This is a genomic window from Arthrobacter sp. TmtSoilC79 (assembly GCF_059739405.1).
In genome coordinates this window covers 477,295-493,203 of sequence record NZ_AP046051.1, presented here as the reverse complement: position 1 = coordinate 493,203, position 15,909 = coordinate 477,295, and the positions used below count along the sequence as shown (strand labels likewise).

Here is a 15,909-nt window from a genome sequence, read left to right as displayed (position 1 = left end):
AGTTGCAGCCACAAGTACGCATCAGACCGCCCTGTCGCGACGACCAGGACGAACCCAAGGAGAACCAATGGCACGTTTTGCAGCCAAAACCGGCGTCACCGCGGCGCTGGCCGCCACCGCTTTACTCGGACTCGCGGCCTGCTCTGACCCGGGAGCGACGGCGGCTACGGGCGCGTCCGCTTCGCAAGGATCGGCAAGCACGGGCGCTTCATCCAGCTCGTCAAGCGCCAAAGAGTTCAACCTGACGCCGCAGCAGGACCGCATCAAGGTCTCAGTGGACCCGGCTGCGGCCGCTCTGGTTCCTGACGCCATCAAGGCCGATGGCAAGCTGACCGTGGTGACCACCGGCGGCACTCCCCCGCTCAGCACGTTCGCCACGGACAACAAGACCCTCATTGGAAACGAAGTGGATATTGCCTACGCCGTGGGCGAGACCCTGGGCCTTGAGGTTGAGGTCCTGCCGGTAGCGTGGGCCGACTGGCCTCTTGGTGTGGAGTCCGGCAAGTACGAGGCTGTTCTCTCCAATGTCACCGTCACCGAGGCACGCAAGGAGAAGTTCGACTTCGCCACATACCGCAACGACCTTCTGGGCTTCTATGCCAAGGCCGACTCGGACATCGGCGAGGTTAAGGAAGCCAAGGACGTGGCCGGCAAGCGCATCATTGTGGGCTCGGGCACCAACCAGGAAGCCATCCTGGTGCGCTGGGACGAGCAGAACAAGAAGAACGGCTTGAAGCCGGTTGATTTCCAGTATTACGACGACGACTCCGCCTCCCAGCTCGCCCTCCAGTCAGGACGCGCGGACCTCACCTTCGGCCCCAATGCTTCGGCAGCCTACAAGGCAGCCAAGGACGGCAAGACCAAGGAAGTGGGAACGGTGGAAGGTGGTTGGCCGCTGAAGGCCGAGATCGCGTTCACTACCCAGAAGGGCAACGGCTTGGCTGTGGCGGCCCAAGCCGCGCTCAACACCCTCATCAAGGATGGCAGCTACGCCAAGATCCTGGACCGCTGGGGCCTTTCATCCGAGGCCATTCCCGCATCCGAACTGAACCCGGCAGGCCTGCCCAAAAAGTAGGAACCACTATGGCAGGGCAGACCTGCCGACGCCGAATCCCCGCCGGACATCCCCCGGCGGGGATTCTTTGCGCCGCTGACCCAACCAAGTGACAGCACATGTCGCAATGACCGCTCAATGGAGCGTTTGCTGCCGCCTGCTTGGGTGCGGTTAGAAGTGGGCGGGGTCCGTGTTGGCCCCGCACAGGATGACGGCAACGGTTTCGCCGTCGTCCGGCTTGTACGCTCCTGAAAGCAACGCAGCATAGGCTGCCGCCGCACCGTGCTCCACCACGATCCGGTGCTTTTCCCAGAGCGCGCGACGAGCCTCGATGATGTCCTCGTCCGTCACCAGGACGCTGTGGACACCGGTGCGGCGGGCAACTCCGAAACCGATCTCCCCGATCCGGCGGGCACCGAGGGAATCAGCTGCGATCCCCGAAACAGCTACGTCCACCGGCTCGCCCTTGGCCAGTGCCGTATGCAAGGTGGGGACAGTTTCAGGTTCGACGCCCACAACCCGTGCCCGGCCCTCCGCCGCAGCTGCGATGCCGCCCATCAGGCCACCGCCGCCAACAGCAACGACGATGGTGTCGACGTCGGGCAGTTCATCCAGCAGCTCAAGCCCGACCCCGCCCGCACCCGCCACGATCTCCGGCTGGTCGTAGGCGTGGCAATAGACCGCACCCTTCTCCTCAGCGAACCGGATGGCAGCGGCATAGGCTTCGGCGTACTCGGCACCGCCCTGGACCACCGTGGCGCCTATGGCATAGAGCTTGTGGACTTTGTTGGCCGGCGCGGATTCCGGGACGAACACCGTAGCCGGAACGCCCAGTTTCGCCGCCGCATAGGCGTTGGCGAGGCCCGCGTTCCCGCCGGATGCCACCACAATGCCAACCCCGGGGTCCAGCTCGCCGCTTTCCTGGGCCGTGAGCAGGCGGTTGAACGCGCCACGGGCTTTGAAGGAGCCTGTGTGCTGCATGTACTCGCATTTGAACCACAGGTGGTACGGCTCCTGATCGCCGCTTTCAGCCAAGGGCGTGTGTCGGACCCAGCCCGCTGTGCGTGAGTACGCTGCTTCTACTTCTTCGCGTGTGACCATCCTGGCTGCACCTTTCCGTCCGTTTCATCCTATGGTTTGCAAAGGCCTCCTGACCGACTCCACAGCATAGGCTTGAGACATGCCTGCCGACTTTGCCCTCCGCCCTGCCGTCGCCTCGGACGCTGCCTGGATAGCAGAACTCCGGGCTGTGGTGATGCGCCCGGACTTGGAACGGTTGGAGCGTTTCGATCCTGTGCGGGTGCGCGAGCGCTTCCTGAACGGTTTCCAGCCGGAGCACACGTACATCATCCATAGCGAAGGCGTGGACGCTGGCGTCATTGCGGTTCGTCCCGAGCCGGACTCGCGATGGATCGAACACTTCTACCTGGCCCCGGCGCACCAAGGAAAGGGGCTCGGCGGCCAGGTGCTGCGGCACGTCATGGCGGCCTCCGTGGACGAGCGCCCGTTCCGGTTGAACGTGCTCCAGGGCAGCCCCGCACGCCACCTGTATGAGCGGCATGGCTTCGTGCTCGAAAACGAGGACCCGGTGGATGTTTTCATGGTCGCCCCAAACCCTTCTCGGTGGCCCTAGCCTTTCTCGTAGGAGGGGGTTTGTTGGAGCGTCGACTGCGGTGATCGAGTTTTTGCTTTGACGTGGGCTCCAGAAAGGGCGGGTCAACCGGCGAAAGTCTCGAAACCACACCCGGACCGCTGCCCGAAACCGCCGCGGAATTGTCTCCCACCGCGCAATTGCGTGCACCTCGCCAGCACAGCAAAGCGGTTGCCCTGCCGTCCATTGCCGGCACCGCGATGTTGTTCCTGGCGGCATCGAGTAAGAACAAGACAGCGGCGCAGGCTGCGCTAATGGTGCAGCTGGCGAACATGGCTGCAGCGATTTACGACATGCATCTGCAATCCGGTCGGACACGTGAAGCGGAGAAGATTCGAGCTGTCGTTGCAACTCAGCTCAAGCCTTTTGCAGCGACCACGCCCCGGCCCGTCAGCGGTGGGGCGACGGAGCAAGCAGTAGAGCGTGAGCCTGTACGGAATCCTGTGGAGCTTGGCCTACGCGGTAGGGCACCTCTCCGCCAAATCACACGTCGCCGCTATCGACGCCAACATCTCCAAGGCAGCCAAGTACGCCTTCCAGGCACAGGCCGATGCGTACGAAGCCGCACGGGTCGCCGCAGTCGCCCGTCAAGCAAGCGCCGATGCCAACAACTACGCCGCCCAAGCAGCCACGTACAAAAACAACGCCGCGGCCTGAGCAGCGACAGCAGTGACCCAAGCCAACCTCGCAAAAGACTCAGCAGCACAAGCCGAGCAGTCTCTCGCAACCGCCCGACAGGCCGCAGAGCAGGCCCGGGCTGACGCCAAAACCACGCCGCAGATGCAGCCACGTCGGCGAGTAACGCAGCAACTGCGGCCGCCACGGCAAGCCAAGCTGCCGCCAACGCCCAACAATCAGCCATCAACGCAGGCAAAGACGCCGACGCTGCCGCTGCCACCGAGGCCGTCACCATCGCCACCACAAAGAAACGCGAAGAAGAGGAAGCAGCCAACTTCGAGCGAGCGAATGCAGACAAAACTGGCACTATAAACCCGGATGAACTGGCTGCCGCCGAAGCCGCCGGTGGTCCCGAAGCTGCAAAGGAGCTCCGAGAGGCGCGTGAACGGCTTGGGCAGGGAGACATTACTGACTTCATTATCAAGGAAGGCGGTCAACTTCTCCTGGACTTCTTCGGAGTCACCGATATCATCAACTGCTTCACCAAAGGCGACATCGGCGCCTGTGGCATGGCGCTGATCGGTGTCCTCCCCATCGGCAAACTCTTCAAAGCCGCCGAAGCCATCGCCCTCGTCGGCCGTATCCTCCCCAAGGCCGCCGCCTTCTTCACCCGCCGCCAGGACGACATCAAGCTCGTCGAAAAGTTTGCCAGATCAGGTAAATGCAATCCGGCGCCTGGGAATCTACGGGCCATGGCGTCCAGGCCGACTTTTGTGACGGGTACTTTCCGGGACAAGACCAGCGGCACCCAATTGAGCAGTACGCAGCTAGCTGCTCAAACGATGGGCTCGTTCAACTACTGCCCAGTGCCGAACATCAACCCGGGGCTCGTCCACCCCCAGTCCGGCAAGGCATACGTAGGCCAATGGGCTGAGTACGCCATGGGCGGGTACAACGTACCTAAAAAGCCATTTGAGATCCCGCTTCCCACGGAAAAACGCAGATCCGCTACCCAGATCTCTCCGATCCCCTGAATCCGAAAAATTTTGGTGAGATCAAGAACGTGGGGTATCAGTACTTCAGTACACAGATTCGTCAAACCATGGAAGCAGTCCTCAAGGACGGCGGCACCTACACCCTATGGATTCGGCATAACACCACATTGTCAGGACCCCTGAAAAAGGCCATTGCGGATAACCCCAACTTCTTGGTCCGCGAACTGCCATATGCTTTGGATGGAACCCCACACCCATAGGGCACGATGATCCAGAAACTCTTCGTCGTCGGCAAAGGATACCCGCGAAATGTCGTATGACCTCTCCATCTATGGAACCACACGAATTGGCCCGTCGGACGTTGCCGACTTGGTTCAGTTGGCTCCGAATCTGACCCCGACCGACTCTGGCACGGACGAATCCGGGGCTGGCATGGTGCGTGTCCACCGTGGTGCACCACAGGGGCCAGGATTCACAATAGACGGGCCATTCGGAGTGGAAGATGAGGACATTCCCGTCGAGGTGACCGCGCGGATCCTTGGCGTGAGATGGCTTTACCGGATCAGCGTTGAAGATGTCTCGGACAAGACCATGGGTGACGCTAACAAAATTTCTCGTAAGCTCACCAAGACAGTGGATGGCATCTTGGTTGACGAACAGACCGGTCAGCTATGGCCAAAAAGCAACCAGCGACAGCCACCGCGTCCCAAAGTCGCTGAGCTTGTTGATGAAATAGAGCTGAAGTGGTGCTATAAAGTCGATGATGCCCCGCACGACCTCGCCGCCCGCTATCTAAGACTCGCACGGAAGTATCTTCCCGAGGCGTTGCCACGACGTTATGGAAGCTCCGAACCGTTTCAGGGAAATCTTGAACGTGACGGGGATGCCCACTTCATTAGGTCTCTTGACGTGGAAGCCACGATCACAACTTATATGGTGGGAAAGTATCCCGTCACTTCTGGCAGTCTGGTCGGCAGAAAAAAATTTCCGGGGAATACGCGATTCATTTCCCTTAGCGTTGACAGAGGGACCTTCAGCGATCCTCTGTGGCGGGAAGCGCTAATGAAGTTTTTCAACGCCGTGGCCGTTGAACTCGTATGCTTCTTTGCATCCGGGGAGGTCTTAAGGCCCGGACGGAGTGCTCATGGCGCCACATTCTTCCAAATGCATGAAGAGGGCTACTACCCTGCCGATTATCGAGGACAGTGGTACGGACTCCCTGCCTATCCGATTTGGTGGTCGTGGTACGCGAAACCCTATGCAGAGCTCGTCCATCAATACCTGCCGGGTGCCAGACAGAATCCAGACGGTTCGCTGTTCCATTCGTGGCAAGAGGACTCCGCAGACCGCGATCAGCTCAGCCTGTTACTGCCACATCCGGACTTGCCGTGGATCCCTGCGGAGCTGTCCCAACTGCAGGGCGAGCCCGTCCAGCGAGCAGCTGTCATACCTGCAGAGTACGCAGACTAGACGACTGTTCATCTCGGAGCGGAACGGCAACTTCCGGCGCCACTCCAGACCCATGGAACTGGGCAACATTCGCAAGATGAGCCAGGAGCCGCCCCCTGGGTTGCAGGGCCTGCCCTGCCTACACAGGACTCTAGTCCAGCAGTTCTTGCCGTGCGATGAAGCCTGCCATCCCTGGAACGGTGAAGGCTACGTGACCATATTCTGGTGAGTAGATCAGCCCCTTGCCGATGAGCGTGGAACGCGCCGGGCCCAACGCGGTGGGCTTTTTCCCCATCTTGGCCGCGACGTCTCCGGTGCTTGATGGTCCTTCGCCGTCCTGGGCCATGGCCTAAAGGAACCTACGTTCGGCCTTTGTGGCCCGCTGCCACCGGGCGACGAAGAAGCCCGTGCCCAATTTTTCGCGACCCAGCGTTATGGCTGCCTCCGCGTCGTCTTGTGTGAATGGGCTCTTGAGGGCAGACTCCCACATGGCCCTGCCGAATTCTTTGATGAAGTAAGGACAGTGACGTGGCCCCACGGCAATTGCGCAACAGCTTGTTGCGCAATTGGACCGCCTTGCCAGGCGCCGGCGATCGTTGTCATGTACTGGATGTTGCGTGGCGAAAGGCCTTTCATCTCCGGGAACTCGGCGTGCAGGTCCGAGGACAGACGCTTGATCACCCCGCTCCCCCAGCCCGGCCGTTCCTGCTGCAGCCGGACGCCCTTACCGATCGTCCAATACAGCTCGATGAGCTGGGTATTAACAGTCCGAAGGGCCTTGTCCTGGCGGCCTTGACAGTCGCCTTCAGATCCTCAAAGGAGGTCCGTGTAGCCATCGGGCATGTCCAGATCGCGAGAGCCGGTCATCATTCCCCCCGAATGCGAGCCACCGACAGACATCTTGGACTCAATTGTCCAGACGCTGCATGGACAATTGAGCCTACGGGTTATCAGCAGGCGGTCGTCCTGATCTGTGGGCGGGTCGTTCCGACTGATGGTGATCACTCGCGCCTCCTGACTGCCCAGCCCAAGTGCGGTAGCCTCAGCACAAACCTACGCACGTCAATGCCGCTTCCGGGGGGAACATCATGGGGAACGTTCGAGCGCGCACCAAAGCGCCCAACAAAGCGCCCAAAACCAAAGCGCTCAAAACCAAAGCGCTCAAGAAGAGGTATCCACTGGTGCCGGCCAAGGCCATGGCGGCCGGCCTGCTGGCAGCGGGACTGATCGCGGCGGGGCTGCTCGCCACGGAGGCACCGCACGCAACCGCGGACACCCAACCAACTCAGCCAACGCCAATCATCGACGGCGCCGCCTACGTGGGTGCCGAGCTGCGCCGCCAGTACGACTACAGCTACTGGGGCTGCCGGAATCCGGACGGCTCGGGTGACGGCATCACCTTGGAGTGGTTGCGCGACGGCGATCTGCTTCCGGAGGATCGGCAGGGGGAAACCCTCCGGATCCTGCCGGAGGACCAGGGCAGCCGGATATCCATGCGCGTCCATCCCCTCACCCCGGGAAACCAGGGCTGCCCAACCGGCACGCAGCTGAGTTCGGAAACCTTGCCGGTGAAGGCCTCCAGCAGGGCCATGGGCTGGACCGGGCGGGGCAACTTTGAGCCCCTCGCGCGGACCAACGACGGCCGGCTCATCCTGTACCCGCGGACGTACACCTATTACAAGGGCGCCTGCGAGGGCCCCTGCCCCGCATATTGGGGTTCCTGGGACGAGCCACAGCAGGTAGGCCAGGGCTGGAACGTCTTTGACATCGTCTTCTCCCCCGGCGATTTCGACGGCGATGGCTTCAACGATCTCCTCGGCCGCGATGCAGCAGGCAAGCTCTTCCTCTACCCCGGCGATGGCGAGGGCGGTTGGCTCGACAGGCAACAGGTGGGCCAAGGCTGGAACGTCTTCAATTCCATCGTGGGCCCGGGCGACTTCAACGGCGATGGCACCAATGACGTTCTGGCACGGGACACCGCAGGCGGCCTCTTCCTCTACCCTGGCGACGGCGAAGGTGGCTGGCTCCCCCGCGAACAGGTGGGCTGGGGCTGGCAGGTCATGAACAAGATCATCACCGGCGGCGACATGAATGCCGATGGTGCCGTGGACATCTTCGGACGCGACCAGGACGGCTACTTGCACCAGTACCCCACTGACGGCGAGGGCGGCTGGGAGGATCCGGCGTCCCTCGGCCCGGGGTGGGAGGCGTTCACCGAGGTAGCCGGAATTGGTAGTTCCAGCCACTCGAAATACAACGAACTCTCGGCCGTCGCCGCCAACGGCGACCTTTTGAGCTACATCACCGGCGCTTCCGCCACTGGCCTCTACGGCCCATACGGCCCTGTCGGCCGGGGCTGGAACGTGTTCAAGGAACTGCTCTAAGGCCCGGATGCTACAGCGGCTGCCCCATCACGGTCAGCTGGAGGCTGACGGTCCCGCGTGAAGGGTCGACGACGGCGGAACCCGGCCCGCCGTCGTCGGGCGGCCTGCGTCGCTGGCCCGGCGTGAAACCAAACCAGCGCCTCCAGAACTGCAGAAGGCGGGCCGTGCTCATGGGACCTGCACCACGTCTTCGGAACGGACCGGCGTCTCCAACCCCAGGTTTTCCCGGAGCGTAGTGCCACGGTATTCGGTGGGGTAGACGCCGCGTTCCTGGAGTTCAGGTACCAGGTGGTTCACGATGTCGTCGATTCCGGTGGGGATGAGCCACGGTGAAATGTTGAAGCCATCTACCGCGCCAACCCGGGCATATTCTGCGAGGTGGTCTGCCACGGCGGTGTAGGAACCGGTGAACGTGGAGTCGATCCGGGCCGTCTTGGACGTGACGAACTGGCGGATGGACAGGCCCTTGTCCTTGGCCTCCGCCCTCCACTGGTCAGCGAGTTGGCGGGCCTTGGCGCCGTGGAAGCCGCTGCCTCGGGTCTCGGAGGTTTCCTCCACCACGGGGTCGATCTCCGGAAGGGGACCATCGGGATCGTAGGAGGAAAGCTCCCGGCCCCAGAACTGTTCCAGATAGGCAATGGCCTGCTGCGGCCCGATCTGCAGGCTGCGGACCCAGGCCTTCTTTTCTTGGGCTTCCTGATCGGTGGCGGCAAGGATGAACTCGCTGGCGGGCATGATCTGCACGGCATTGGCTCCACGCCCGGCTGCGATGGAGCGTGCCACGATGTCGCGGCGGAACTCCACGGCGTCATCGAACTTGGGGTGGGCGGAGAAGATCACATCCGCCTGGCGGGCTGCGAAATCGCGGCCGTCCGGGGAATCACCGGCCTGGAAAAGCACGGGGCGGTACTGGGCGCTGCGCGGCAGCCGCGGTGTCACATCAACGGTGTAGTGCTGTCCTTCGTGCAGGACTGGCCGGGCCGGTCCGGACGAGGTTTCCCATGAATCCCAGATCCGTTTGGCGGTTTCGACGAACGCTTCGGCATGCCTGTAACGGTCCGCGTGGTCCAGGTAGCCCCCGCGGCGGAAGTTCGCTCCGGTCCAGGCGTTGTCCGTGGTGACGATGTTCCACGCGGCCCGGCCACCGGAGATCAGGTCAAGGGAGGACAAGCGGTGCGCGAGGTCTGCAGGGTCGTTGTAGGTGGTGTTCTGGGTGGCCACCAGGCCGATGTTGCTGGTGACCGCGGCAAGGGCGGCCAGCATGGTCTGGGCGTCTGGCCGGCCCACCACATCCAGTGCGTGCGGACGCCCGAGGTGTTCGCGCAGGCGGAGGCCTTCACCGAGGAAGAAGGCTGCGAACTTGCCTCGCTCGGCGGTCTGGGCGATGTGGCGGAAGGACTCGAAGTCCGTCTGCGATCCCGCCTGGGGAGCCTTCCAGATGGTGCCGGAGTTAACACCTTGGAAGAAAATGCCGAACTGGATCCGGCCGCTGGGCTGGAAAATATCGCGGGTCATGGTGGTCTCCTACTTTCCGGCGGCAATGGCAGCCGCGGCAGTGGTTGAGTAGCGGTTTTCCGCCTTCGGCAGGCCCAGCAGCCCGCGGAAGGTGCCGTCCTGGACGGGTACCCTGAGGGAGCCTCGGCGGCGGAGCTCCGGAAGTACCAGCCGGGACAGCTCTTCCAGTTCCACGGTGAGGACAGCCGGGTGGAGACGGACGCCGTCGGCTTCCTGGAGAAGTGAGTCGAGCAGTTCGGTGAGGCCGGCGGCCGATCCAACAAAACGCGCAAGGCCGCTTTCCCGGGGTGTCACCACGCGCGACTCCGCCGCCTGCCCGCGAGCGTCCAGGACGACGTCGAGCTCTGCGACAACCGCTACTGAAGCGCCAAGCCGTGCGCGCACGTCGCGGATCTCGGCGCTGAGCAGCTCCGGTGTCGGCGCGGTAACCAGTACAGCGTCCACTGCTTCGGCCGGCACCAGGCCTTCGCCCACCAGGGATGCCGCTGCGAGTACGGGCAGCTGCCCTTGGAGCGGCCTGGGGATGATGGACGGACCCTTCACCGAGTAAGCGGGGCCTGTGAAGTCCGCAGGCGTTTCGAAATCGGCGTAGTGCAGCTTGTCCACGTCGATGTATCTTCCGGTGGCGACGTCGCGGATCACGGCGTCATCCTCCCAGGAATCCCACAACCGGCGGCTGACCTCGATGGAGGCGGCGGCTTCCTGGGTCAGTGCCCCGCCCTGGACAAAGGAGCGTCCGACGGCGGCGGCAGCTTCGGGTGATTCTGCTGCGGTGACGATCCACCCGGCACGCCCACCGGAGACATAGTCCAGGCTGGCGAGCTGCGTGGAGACATGGAACGGTTCGGTATAGACCGTGTCTACCTCGGGGACCACCGCAATGGTCCGGGTTACCGGCCCGGCAAAGGCCGCGCGCTGCAAGGCGTTGGCGCGTCCGGCCTCCGGAGTGTCCTTGAAGGTTGCCACGTGGAAACCGGCGGACTCCGCCGAGAGGACGGCGGCGGCAAGGTTTTCATACCCCGCACCGTCGAGTTCAATGGCCAGGAATCCGGCCCTGTTATCTTCGGAGGAACTCACTTTTGGTCCTGACGTTCGTAGGGAATCTTTTCGCCGGCCTCGATCGCCACGGGAAGCCGGTTTTCTGCGGGCGGCAGCGGGCACGTGGCGAGGTCGGTGTAGGCGCAGGGAAGGTTCACGGCGCGGTTGAAGTCGAGCTGCACGGAGCCATCAGCGGCGGGGACCACGGACAGCGAGCGGTTGGCCGCGTACGTGGTTTTGCCGGAGGTCTGGTCGGTAAACAGCACGGACAGTGATCCTGGCGCGTATCCGTTGAACGCCGTCAGCGCGAGCTCCTCGCCGGCCAGTTTGAAACGGATCTCACCGGGAGCTTCGTAGACGTGGTGGATGCCCTGGACGGCGGCCCCCACGGTAGTGGGGCGCGGAGCCTCGAACGGGACGAAGGTACCAGCCACGGCGAACGCTGCATTGGGAGCGTAGGCGGGTGTCCCTTGGTACTCCTGGAGGAGGGCGTTGGACGGGTTCCGCGGCCGAACAATGTACTCGCCTCCGCGTTTGGCCACCTCAATGACGGTTTCGCCGGAGACCAGGTTGATGCTGCCGCGCTCCTGGATGGGGCCAAGCTCAAGCGTCGTGCCCGTGTCGGTGTTCAGTTCAACGCCGTCCTGCTGCAGGGTTTCGCCCGGTTCCAGGACAACACGCACGACGTCGGCGTCCACACTCCAAGTGCCCGGCGCACCTTCCAGCCGGGTCGCCTCGCTGCTGAGCCAGTGCAGGTGCGTGACTGCGAGGAAGCCATGCGGGTGGGCGCGGTGCTGCTCGTGCGCGGTGTGCCAGTCCTGCCATTCCTGGTTGAACGACTCGAGGGCTGTTGCGGTGTGCGTTGCTGCTTCAGTGTGCGTAGCTGTTTCAGTGTGCGTAGACAAGTGCGTTATCCGTCCTGTTCAAGGCGTGGTCTGCTGTGACTGCTGCTGCGGCGTCCGGCTCGGTGGCGCCGGCGAATTCCGGTCGGCCACCGAAGGGATCACCGGACTCCCAGAGGGTGGTCGGCGCAGAAGCCCGGACAGCCGGGATGACCTCCAGCGCAAAACGTTCCAGGATCTCCAGCTGCTTTTCAAAGGGCAACGTGGTGGGCAGAGAGATCGACTGGAGATCATGCTGGTACAGCGAGTGGTAGCTAAGGATTTTCTCGATCACCTGCTCCGGGCTGCCAACCAGCGCCGGCCCCTCGGCAACGGCGTGCTGGATGTCCCGGAAAGGTGAGTTGTTGCCTGGGACGTTCCGGCCGGCGGTCAGTCCTTCATAGACGGGCCCGTACTGGCGGATGGCTTCCTGGGTGGTGTCCGCAATGAAAACACCACCTGCTCCACTGCCCGATCCCAGATACTGGTGCCGGGGATCGTGCCCGTGGCGCTCGTACTCTTCGCGGTAGTGGTCGATCAGGACCTTGTAGTTCTCCCGCGGTTGGATGGCATTGGCGGTGAACAGCGGATCTCCCCACTTAGCGGCGAGCGCAGCGGACGTCAGGGTTGTAGCCGAGCCGTGCCAAATCCGGGGTGAGCCCGCAAAGGGGCGTGGCGTCGTCGTGGTTGGCTCGGTGAGCGCGGACCTGAAGCGGCCTGACCAAGTGACGCTTTCCTTGCGCCAGAGCGCACGCAGCAGGCCGTACTTTTCGGCCAGCAGGTCCCATTGATCGTCCAGCGACAGCCCAAAAAGCGGGTACTGCAGCACTTCATTGCCCTTGCCGATCACCAGTTCCAGGCGGCCGCGGCTCAGCTGGTCGATGGTGGCGTAGTCCTCGGCCACGCGCACCGGGTCCAGCACGGAGAGCACGGTGACCCCGGTTTGGAGGCGGATGCGGCTGGTGACCGCGGCAATGGCGGCGAGGACCGTCGTCGGGGATGAAGAGACAAACTCGCCGGCGTGGCGTTCACCCACCGAGAAGCTGTCGAAGCCGAGCTCCTCCGCCCGGCGGGCTGTCTCCACTACCTGGTTCAGGCGGTCGGCAGTGGAAACAATCTCACCTGTCACCGGGTTTTTCAGGTGGGGAATGATGTCCAGGACCTGGAACTTCATTTGGTGGTCCCCGCCGGCGTAACAAAGGTGGCTTCGGTGACGGTCTTGGATTCGGGGATGGCTTCCTCGGACAGGCCCCAGCGTTCCAGGACCTTGCCGTAGGAGCCCTCCTTGATGGTGGAGTTCAAGGCATCGGTGATGGCCGGGGCCAGTCCGTTGCCCTTCAGGGTGGTGGCGGCAACGAGAGTCTCTGCGGGCCAGCCGGCGTTGACCTTGCCCACAACCTTGAGGTCGTCACGGGTGTTCTCGCGATACGTCACCGACGGGTACGGTCCCAGGTTCAGGTCCGTGCGGCCAGAGGAGAGCGCCAGGATGGTGTCTGCGTCCGAGGAGTAGTACTGCAACGTGGCCGGGGCCTTCCCCTTGTCCTCAAGCTCCTTGTTCCAGGCCAGCAGGATCTTCTCCTGGTTGGTGCCTGAGCCCACGGAAATCTTCAGGCCGGAAATGTCATCCGAGCCCTTGATGTCGTAGCTGGAGCTCTTTTTCGCTTCGAACCCCATGTACGCGGCGCGGTAGGTGGAGAAGTCGAACAGCTTCACGCGGGCTGCGTTGATGCCCACGTTGGAGAAGACGGCCTCGAAGTCCCCGGATTGGGTCTTCAACGGCCAGTTCTCCCACGACGTCACCTGCAGATCCAGCTCCAGCCCGAGCTTGTCAGCCACCAACTGGGCAATGTCCACTTCAACGCCGATCGGCGTCTTGTCATCGGTGGCGTGGAAGGACAACGGGATGGAACCGGCGGTGGTGGCTACCGTGAGCTTGCCGTCCTTGGCGATTGCTGCAGGAACCTTCGAGGCAGCAGCAGCGTCCTTTTCACCGCGGATCCGGTTCTGGTCCACGGACGTGTTGTAGACCACGCCATTCTTGGCAGCCTCGGACTCCGGCTTGGCTGCCGACGCTCCAGGATCGGAGCACCCGGCCAGCACGGGAAGCACGACGGCGGGGAGTACAGCCAGTGCCAGCAGCTTGCTTTTGGTGGTGGCGGCGGATCTGCGGGTGATGCGAAGCATGGGGTGTCCTAGATGTTGAAAGCTGGTTCGATGACTTTGGAGAAGAAGCTGCGCGTACGTTCCTCGCGGGGGTTGGCGAAGATGTCCTGGGGTGTGCCGGACTCCACAATCTGTCCCTGGTCCATGAAGACCACGGTGTCCGCGACGTCCCGGGCAAAGCCCATCTCGTGCGTGACCACAATCAGGGTGGTGCCGGACTTGGCGAGTTCGCGGATGACGTCCAGGACCTCGTTGACGAGCTCCGGGTCCAAGGCCGACGTCGGCTCATCGAAGAGGAGGATCTTGGGATCCAGTGCCAGCGCCCTGGCAATCGCCACTCGTTGCTGTTGGCCGCCGGAAAGCTGGCGGGGGTAGGCGTCGGCGCGATCCTTCAGGCCCACCCGGTCCAGGAGTTCCAGGCCCCGCTTCCGGGCTTCGGCCTTGGAGCGTTTCTGGGCCACGATGGGCGCCTCAATGACGTTCTCCAAAGCGGTGAGGTGCGGGAACAGGTTGAAGCTCTGGAACACCATGCCAATGTGGGTGCGCTGCTTGAGGATGTCCTTCTCCCGCAGTTCGTGGAGTTTGTTGCCACGGACTTCGTAGCCCACCAGCTCGCCGTCGATGGTGATGTACCCGCCGTCGACCTTTTCCAAGTGGTTGATGGTGCGCAGCAGGGTGGACTTTCCCGAACCCGAAGGCCCCACGATCACGGCCACGCCTCCCGGCGGGACGGACAAGGAAACGCCTTTGAGGACTTCGGTTGCACCGAAGGATTTCCGGACGTTGGCGATGTCCACCTGGCCACGTGTCACAGCTGGTGTGGCGCGCGCCGCGGCGGGCCGGGCCGCCGTCGTGCGTTCTCCTTGGGGAGTTTCCGGCTCCTTGGCCGGCGTCGCTTCAGCGAGGTGGGCGGCAGCAGCCGCTTCGGAGGAAGAGAAGACGGTGGTCATCGGGATTCCTTCGTGGGAGAGGCGGCGCCGTGGGTGGTGAAGAACTTCCGGGCCTTCTGCAACGGCGTGAGCGGCAGGGTCCGCAGGGCGCCCTTGGAGAAGTGGCGTTCGATGTAGTACTGGAAAACGCTCAGGACCGAGGTGATGACCACGTACCAAAGCGTGGCCACCAGGAGCAGCGGCAGCACCTGCTGGGTGCGGTTGTAGATGACCTGGACCGTGTAGAAGAGCTCGGAATAGGCCAGGACGTAAACAATCGAGGTGCCTTTCACCAGGCCGATGATTTCGTTGAAGGCGTTGGGCAGGATGGCACGCATGGCCTGGGGCAGCACGATCCTGGTGGAGCGCTTCCACGCCGGGATGCCCAGAGCCGAGGCTGCTTCAAGCTGGCCCTGGTCCACGGAAAGGATGCCGCCGCGGATGATTTCGGCGGAGTAGGCAGCCTGGTTCAACGTCAGGCCCAGAACTGCGGCGGCGAACTGGCTGATGAGCGTGGTGGTCTGGGCCTCAAAGAAGCGGACGTCCGTGAAGGGAATGCCCAGGCTGATTTTCTCGTACAGGTAGCCCAGGTTGTACCAAAGGAGGAGCTGGACCAGCAGCGGCGTGGAGCGGAAAATCCAGGAGAACGTCCAGGACACCGAGACCAGCAGCGGCGAAGCCGACAGGCGCATCAGGGCCAGGATGAAACCGAGGACAAAGCCGAGGACTCCGGAAATGGCCGTCAGCTTGAGTGTCTCGATCAGTCCGTTGACTACCGATTGCGCTGTGAACCACTCAGCCACCACACCCCACTCCCAGCGGGGGTTCGTGACCAAAGACCACGCAATGGCGGCCACGCCGGCAGCTACCACGACGGTGCCCACCCAACGCCACGGGTGACGGGCCGGGACCAGCTGGTACCCGGAGTAGTCCGGGGTGGGCGGTGAGGTTTCCGCCGTGGCAGGCGGTGCGATTGCACTCATGCGCCACCTCATTTCAGATCGGTTGTTTCTCTATCGGATGGCTGCCAATCTATGGGCGCGCCAAACCCGGCAGCAAGGCAGGAATTTGCACTTCTTCACTGGACTTCGCGCGGCTTCTCAAGGGTTCGCACAACGTCACAATCACTGTCATCGGGAGCCATATGAGTCCCTTCTTTGCGCGCCTTAACGTGACGTGACGCGTAGTGAACGGCCGTTACCACCGCCTCGACCCCGGTGCCTCAACGTCCC

Annotated in this window: 19 protein-coding genes; 7 read left to right on the top strand and 12 right to left on the bottom strand. The window is 63.0% G+C overall.

Annotation, left to right across the window (positions count from 1 at the left end):
• Positions 1–67: 67 nt before the first annotated feature.
• Complete coding sequence (locus AC6JA3_RS02380; RefSeq protein ID WP_497919870.1) at positions 68–1,075, top strand: ABC transporter substrate-binding protein; 1,008 nt, start codon at positions 68–70, stop codon at positions 1,073–1,075.
• Positions 1,076–1,225: 150 nt separating this feature from the next.
• Here the strand turns inward: AC6JA3_RS02380 and AC6JA3_RS02375 are convergent, their stop codons facing one another.
• Positions 1,226–2,155, bottom strand: coding sequence for a threonine/serine dehydratase (locus AC6JA3_RS02375; protein WP_026547808.1), 930 nt, complete (start codon positions 2,153–2,155; stop codon positions 1,226–1,228).
• Between the two features lie 79 nt (positions 2,156–2,234).
• Here AC6JA3_RS02375 and AC6JA3_RS02370 point away from each other — a divergent pair, with 79 nt between their 5' ends.
• A complete protein-coding gene (locus AC6JA3_RS02370; protein WP_497919869.1) occupies positions 2,235–2,687 on the top strand; it encodes a GNAT family N-acetyltransferase in 453 nt (150 codons plus the stop codon).
• A gap of 441 nt (positions 2,688–3,128) precedes the next feature.
• Positions 3,129–3,362: a hypothetical protein gene (locus AC6JA3_RS02365; RefSeq protein WP_347782474.1), complete on the top strand. Its 234-nt coding sequence runs from the start codon at positions 3,129–3,131 to the stop codon at positions 3,360–3,362.
• A gap of 197 nt (positions 3,363–3,559) precedes the next feature.
• On the opposite strand, the gene AC6JA3_RS02360 is transcribed toward AC6JA3_RS02365, so the two are convergent.
• A complete protein-coding gene (locus AC6JA3_RS02360; protein WP_347782473.1) occupies positions 3,560–3,820 on the bottom strand; it encodes a hypothetical protein in 261 nt (86 codons plus the stop codon).
• Between the two features lie 72 nt (positions 3,821–3,892).
• On the opposite strand from AC6JA3_RS02360, the gene AC6JA3_RS02355 reads away from it, so the two are divergent.
• From AC6JA3_RS02355 to AC6JA3_RS02345, 3 genes are read left to right on the top strand one after another with little or no spacing between them, the layout of a single operon-like run.
• A complete protein-coding gene (locus tag AC6JA3_RS02355; protein ID WP_347782472.1) occupies positions 3,893–4,357 on the top strand; it encodes a hypothetical protein in 465 nt (154 codons plus the stop codon).
• Complete coding sequence (locus tag AC6JA3_RS02350; protein WP_431768474.1) at positions 4,327–4,578, top strand: putative toxin; 252 nt, start codon at positions 4,327–4,329, stop codon at positions 4,576–4,578. The genes AC6JA3_RS02355 and AC6JA3_RS02350 overlap by 31 nt, the downstream gene beginning before the upstream one ends.
• A gap of 49 nt (positions 4,579–4,627) precedes the next feature.
• The gene (locus AC6JA3_RS02345; protein ID WP_347782471.1) at positions 4,628–5,788 is read left to right on the top strand and encodes a hypothetical protein; all 1,161 of its coding nucleotides are present in this window, start codon (positions 4,628–4,630) and stop codon (positions 5,786–5,788) included.
• Positions 5,789–5,918: 130 nt separating this feature from the next.
• On the opposite strand, the gene AC6JA3_RS02340 is transcribed toward AC6JA3_RS02345, so the two are convergent.
• On the bottom strand, positions 5,919–6,113 hold the full coding sequence (locus AC6JA3_RS02340; RefSeq protein WP_347782470.1) for a DUF8462 domain-containing protein: 195 nt from the start codon (positions 6,111–6,113) through the stop codon (positions 5,919–5,921).
• A gap of 86 nt (positions 6,114–6,199) precedes the next feature.
• On the bottom strand, positions 6,200–6,499 hold the full coding sequence (locus AC6JA3_RS02335; protein WP_347783624.1) for a DUF1016 N-terminal domain-containing protein: 300 nt from the start codon (positions 6,497–6,499) through the stop codon (positions 6,200–6,202).
• Positions 6,500–6,963: 464 nt separating this feature from the next.
• Here AC6JA3_RS02335 and AC6JA3_RS02330 point away from each other — a divergent pair, with 464 nt between their 5' ends.
• Positions 6,964–8,151, top strand: a complete 1,188-nt coding sequence (locus tag AC6JA3_RS02330; protein ID WP_497920615.1) for an FG-GAP repeat domain-containing protein — start codon at positions 6,964–6,966, stop codon at positions 8,149–8,151.
• 10 nt (positions 8,152–8,161) lie between these two features.
• Here AC6JA3_RS02330 and AC6JA3_RS02325 read toward each other — a convergent pair whose 3' ends face one another.
• Genes AC6JA3_RS02325 through AC6JA3_RS02290 form a run of 8 tightly spaced genes read right to left on the bottom strand, consistent with a single transcriptional unit; the run spans position 8,162 to position 15,660 of the window.
• A complete protein-coding gene (locus AC6JA3_RS02325) occupies positions 8,162–8,323 on the bottom strand; it encodes a hypothetical protein (RefSeq protein WP_497919868.1) in 162 nt (53 codons plus the stop codon).
• Positions 8,320–9,666 carry an NtaA/DmoA family FMN-dependent monooxygenase gene (locus tag AC6JA3_RS02320; protein WP_497919867.1) on the bottom strand — a complete coding sequence of 449 codons (1,347 nt, stop codon included), beginning with the start codon at positions 9,664–9,666 and terminating at the stop codon, positions 8,320–8,322. Before AC6JA3_RS02320 ends, AC6JA3_RS02325 begins: the two co-directional genes overlap by 4 nt.
• A gap of 9 nt (positions 9,667–9,675) precedes the next feature.
• Positions 9,676–10,743 (bottom strand): LLM class flavin-dependent oxidoreductase, encoded by a 1,068-nt coding sequence (locus tag AC6JA3_RS02315; RefSeq protein WP_497919866.1) that lies wholly within the window; start codon positions 10,741–10,743, stop codon positions 9,676–9,678.
• Positions 10,740–11,609 carry a DUF1684 domain-containing protein gene (locus AC6JA3_RS02310; RefSeq protein WP_497919865.1) on the bottom strand — a complete coding sequence of 290 codons (870 nt, stop codon included), beginning with the start codon at positions 11,607–11,609 and terminating at the stop codon, positions 10,740–10,742. Before AC6JA3_RS02310 ends, AC6JA3_RS02315 begins: the two co-directional genes overlap by 4 nt.
• Positions 11,593–12,759: an LLM class flavin-dependent oxidoreductase gene (locus AC6JA3_RS02305; protein WP_497919864.1), complete on the bottom strand. Its 1,167-nt coding sequence runs from the start codon at positions 12,757–12,759 to the stop codon at positions 11,593–11,595. Before AC6JA3_RS02305 ends, AC6JA3_RS02310 begins: the two co-directional genes overlap by 17 nt.
• Positions 12,756–13,769 carry an ABC transporter substrate-binding protein gene (locus tag AC6JA3_RS02300; RefSeq protein WP_223943904.1) on the bottom strand — a complete coding sequence of 338 codons (1,014 nt, stop codon included), beginning with the start codon at positions 13,767–13,769 and terminating at the stop codon, positions 12,756–12,758. The genes AC6JA3_RS02305 and AC6JA3_RS02300 overlap by 4 nt, the downstream gene beginning before the upstream one ends.
• An 8-nt stretch (positions 13,770–13,777) precedes the next feature.
• The gene (locus AC6JA3_RS02295; RefSeq protein ID WP_497919863.1) at positions 13,778–14,698 is read right to left on the bottom strand and encodes an amino acid ABC transporter ATP-binding protein; all 921 of its coding nucleotides are present in this window, start codon (positions 14,696–14,698) and stop codon (positions 13,778–13,780) included.
• On the bottom strand, positions 14,695–15,660 hold the full coding sequence (locus AC6JA3_RS02290) for an amino acid ABC transporter permease (protein WP_026543258.1): 966 nt from the start codon (positions 15,658–15,660) through the stop codon (positions 14,695–14,697). Before AC6JA3_RS02290 ends, AC6JA3_RS02295 begins: the two co-directional genes overlap by 4 nt.
• Positions 15,661–15,909: the final 249 nt, after the last annotated feature.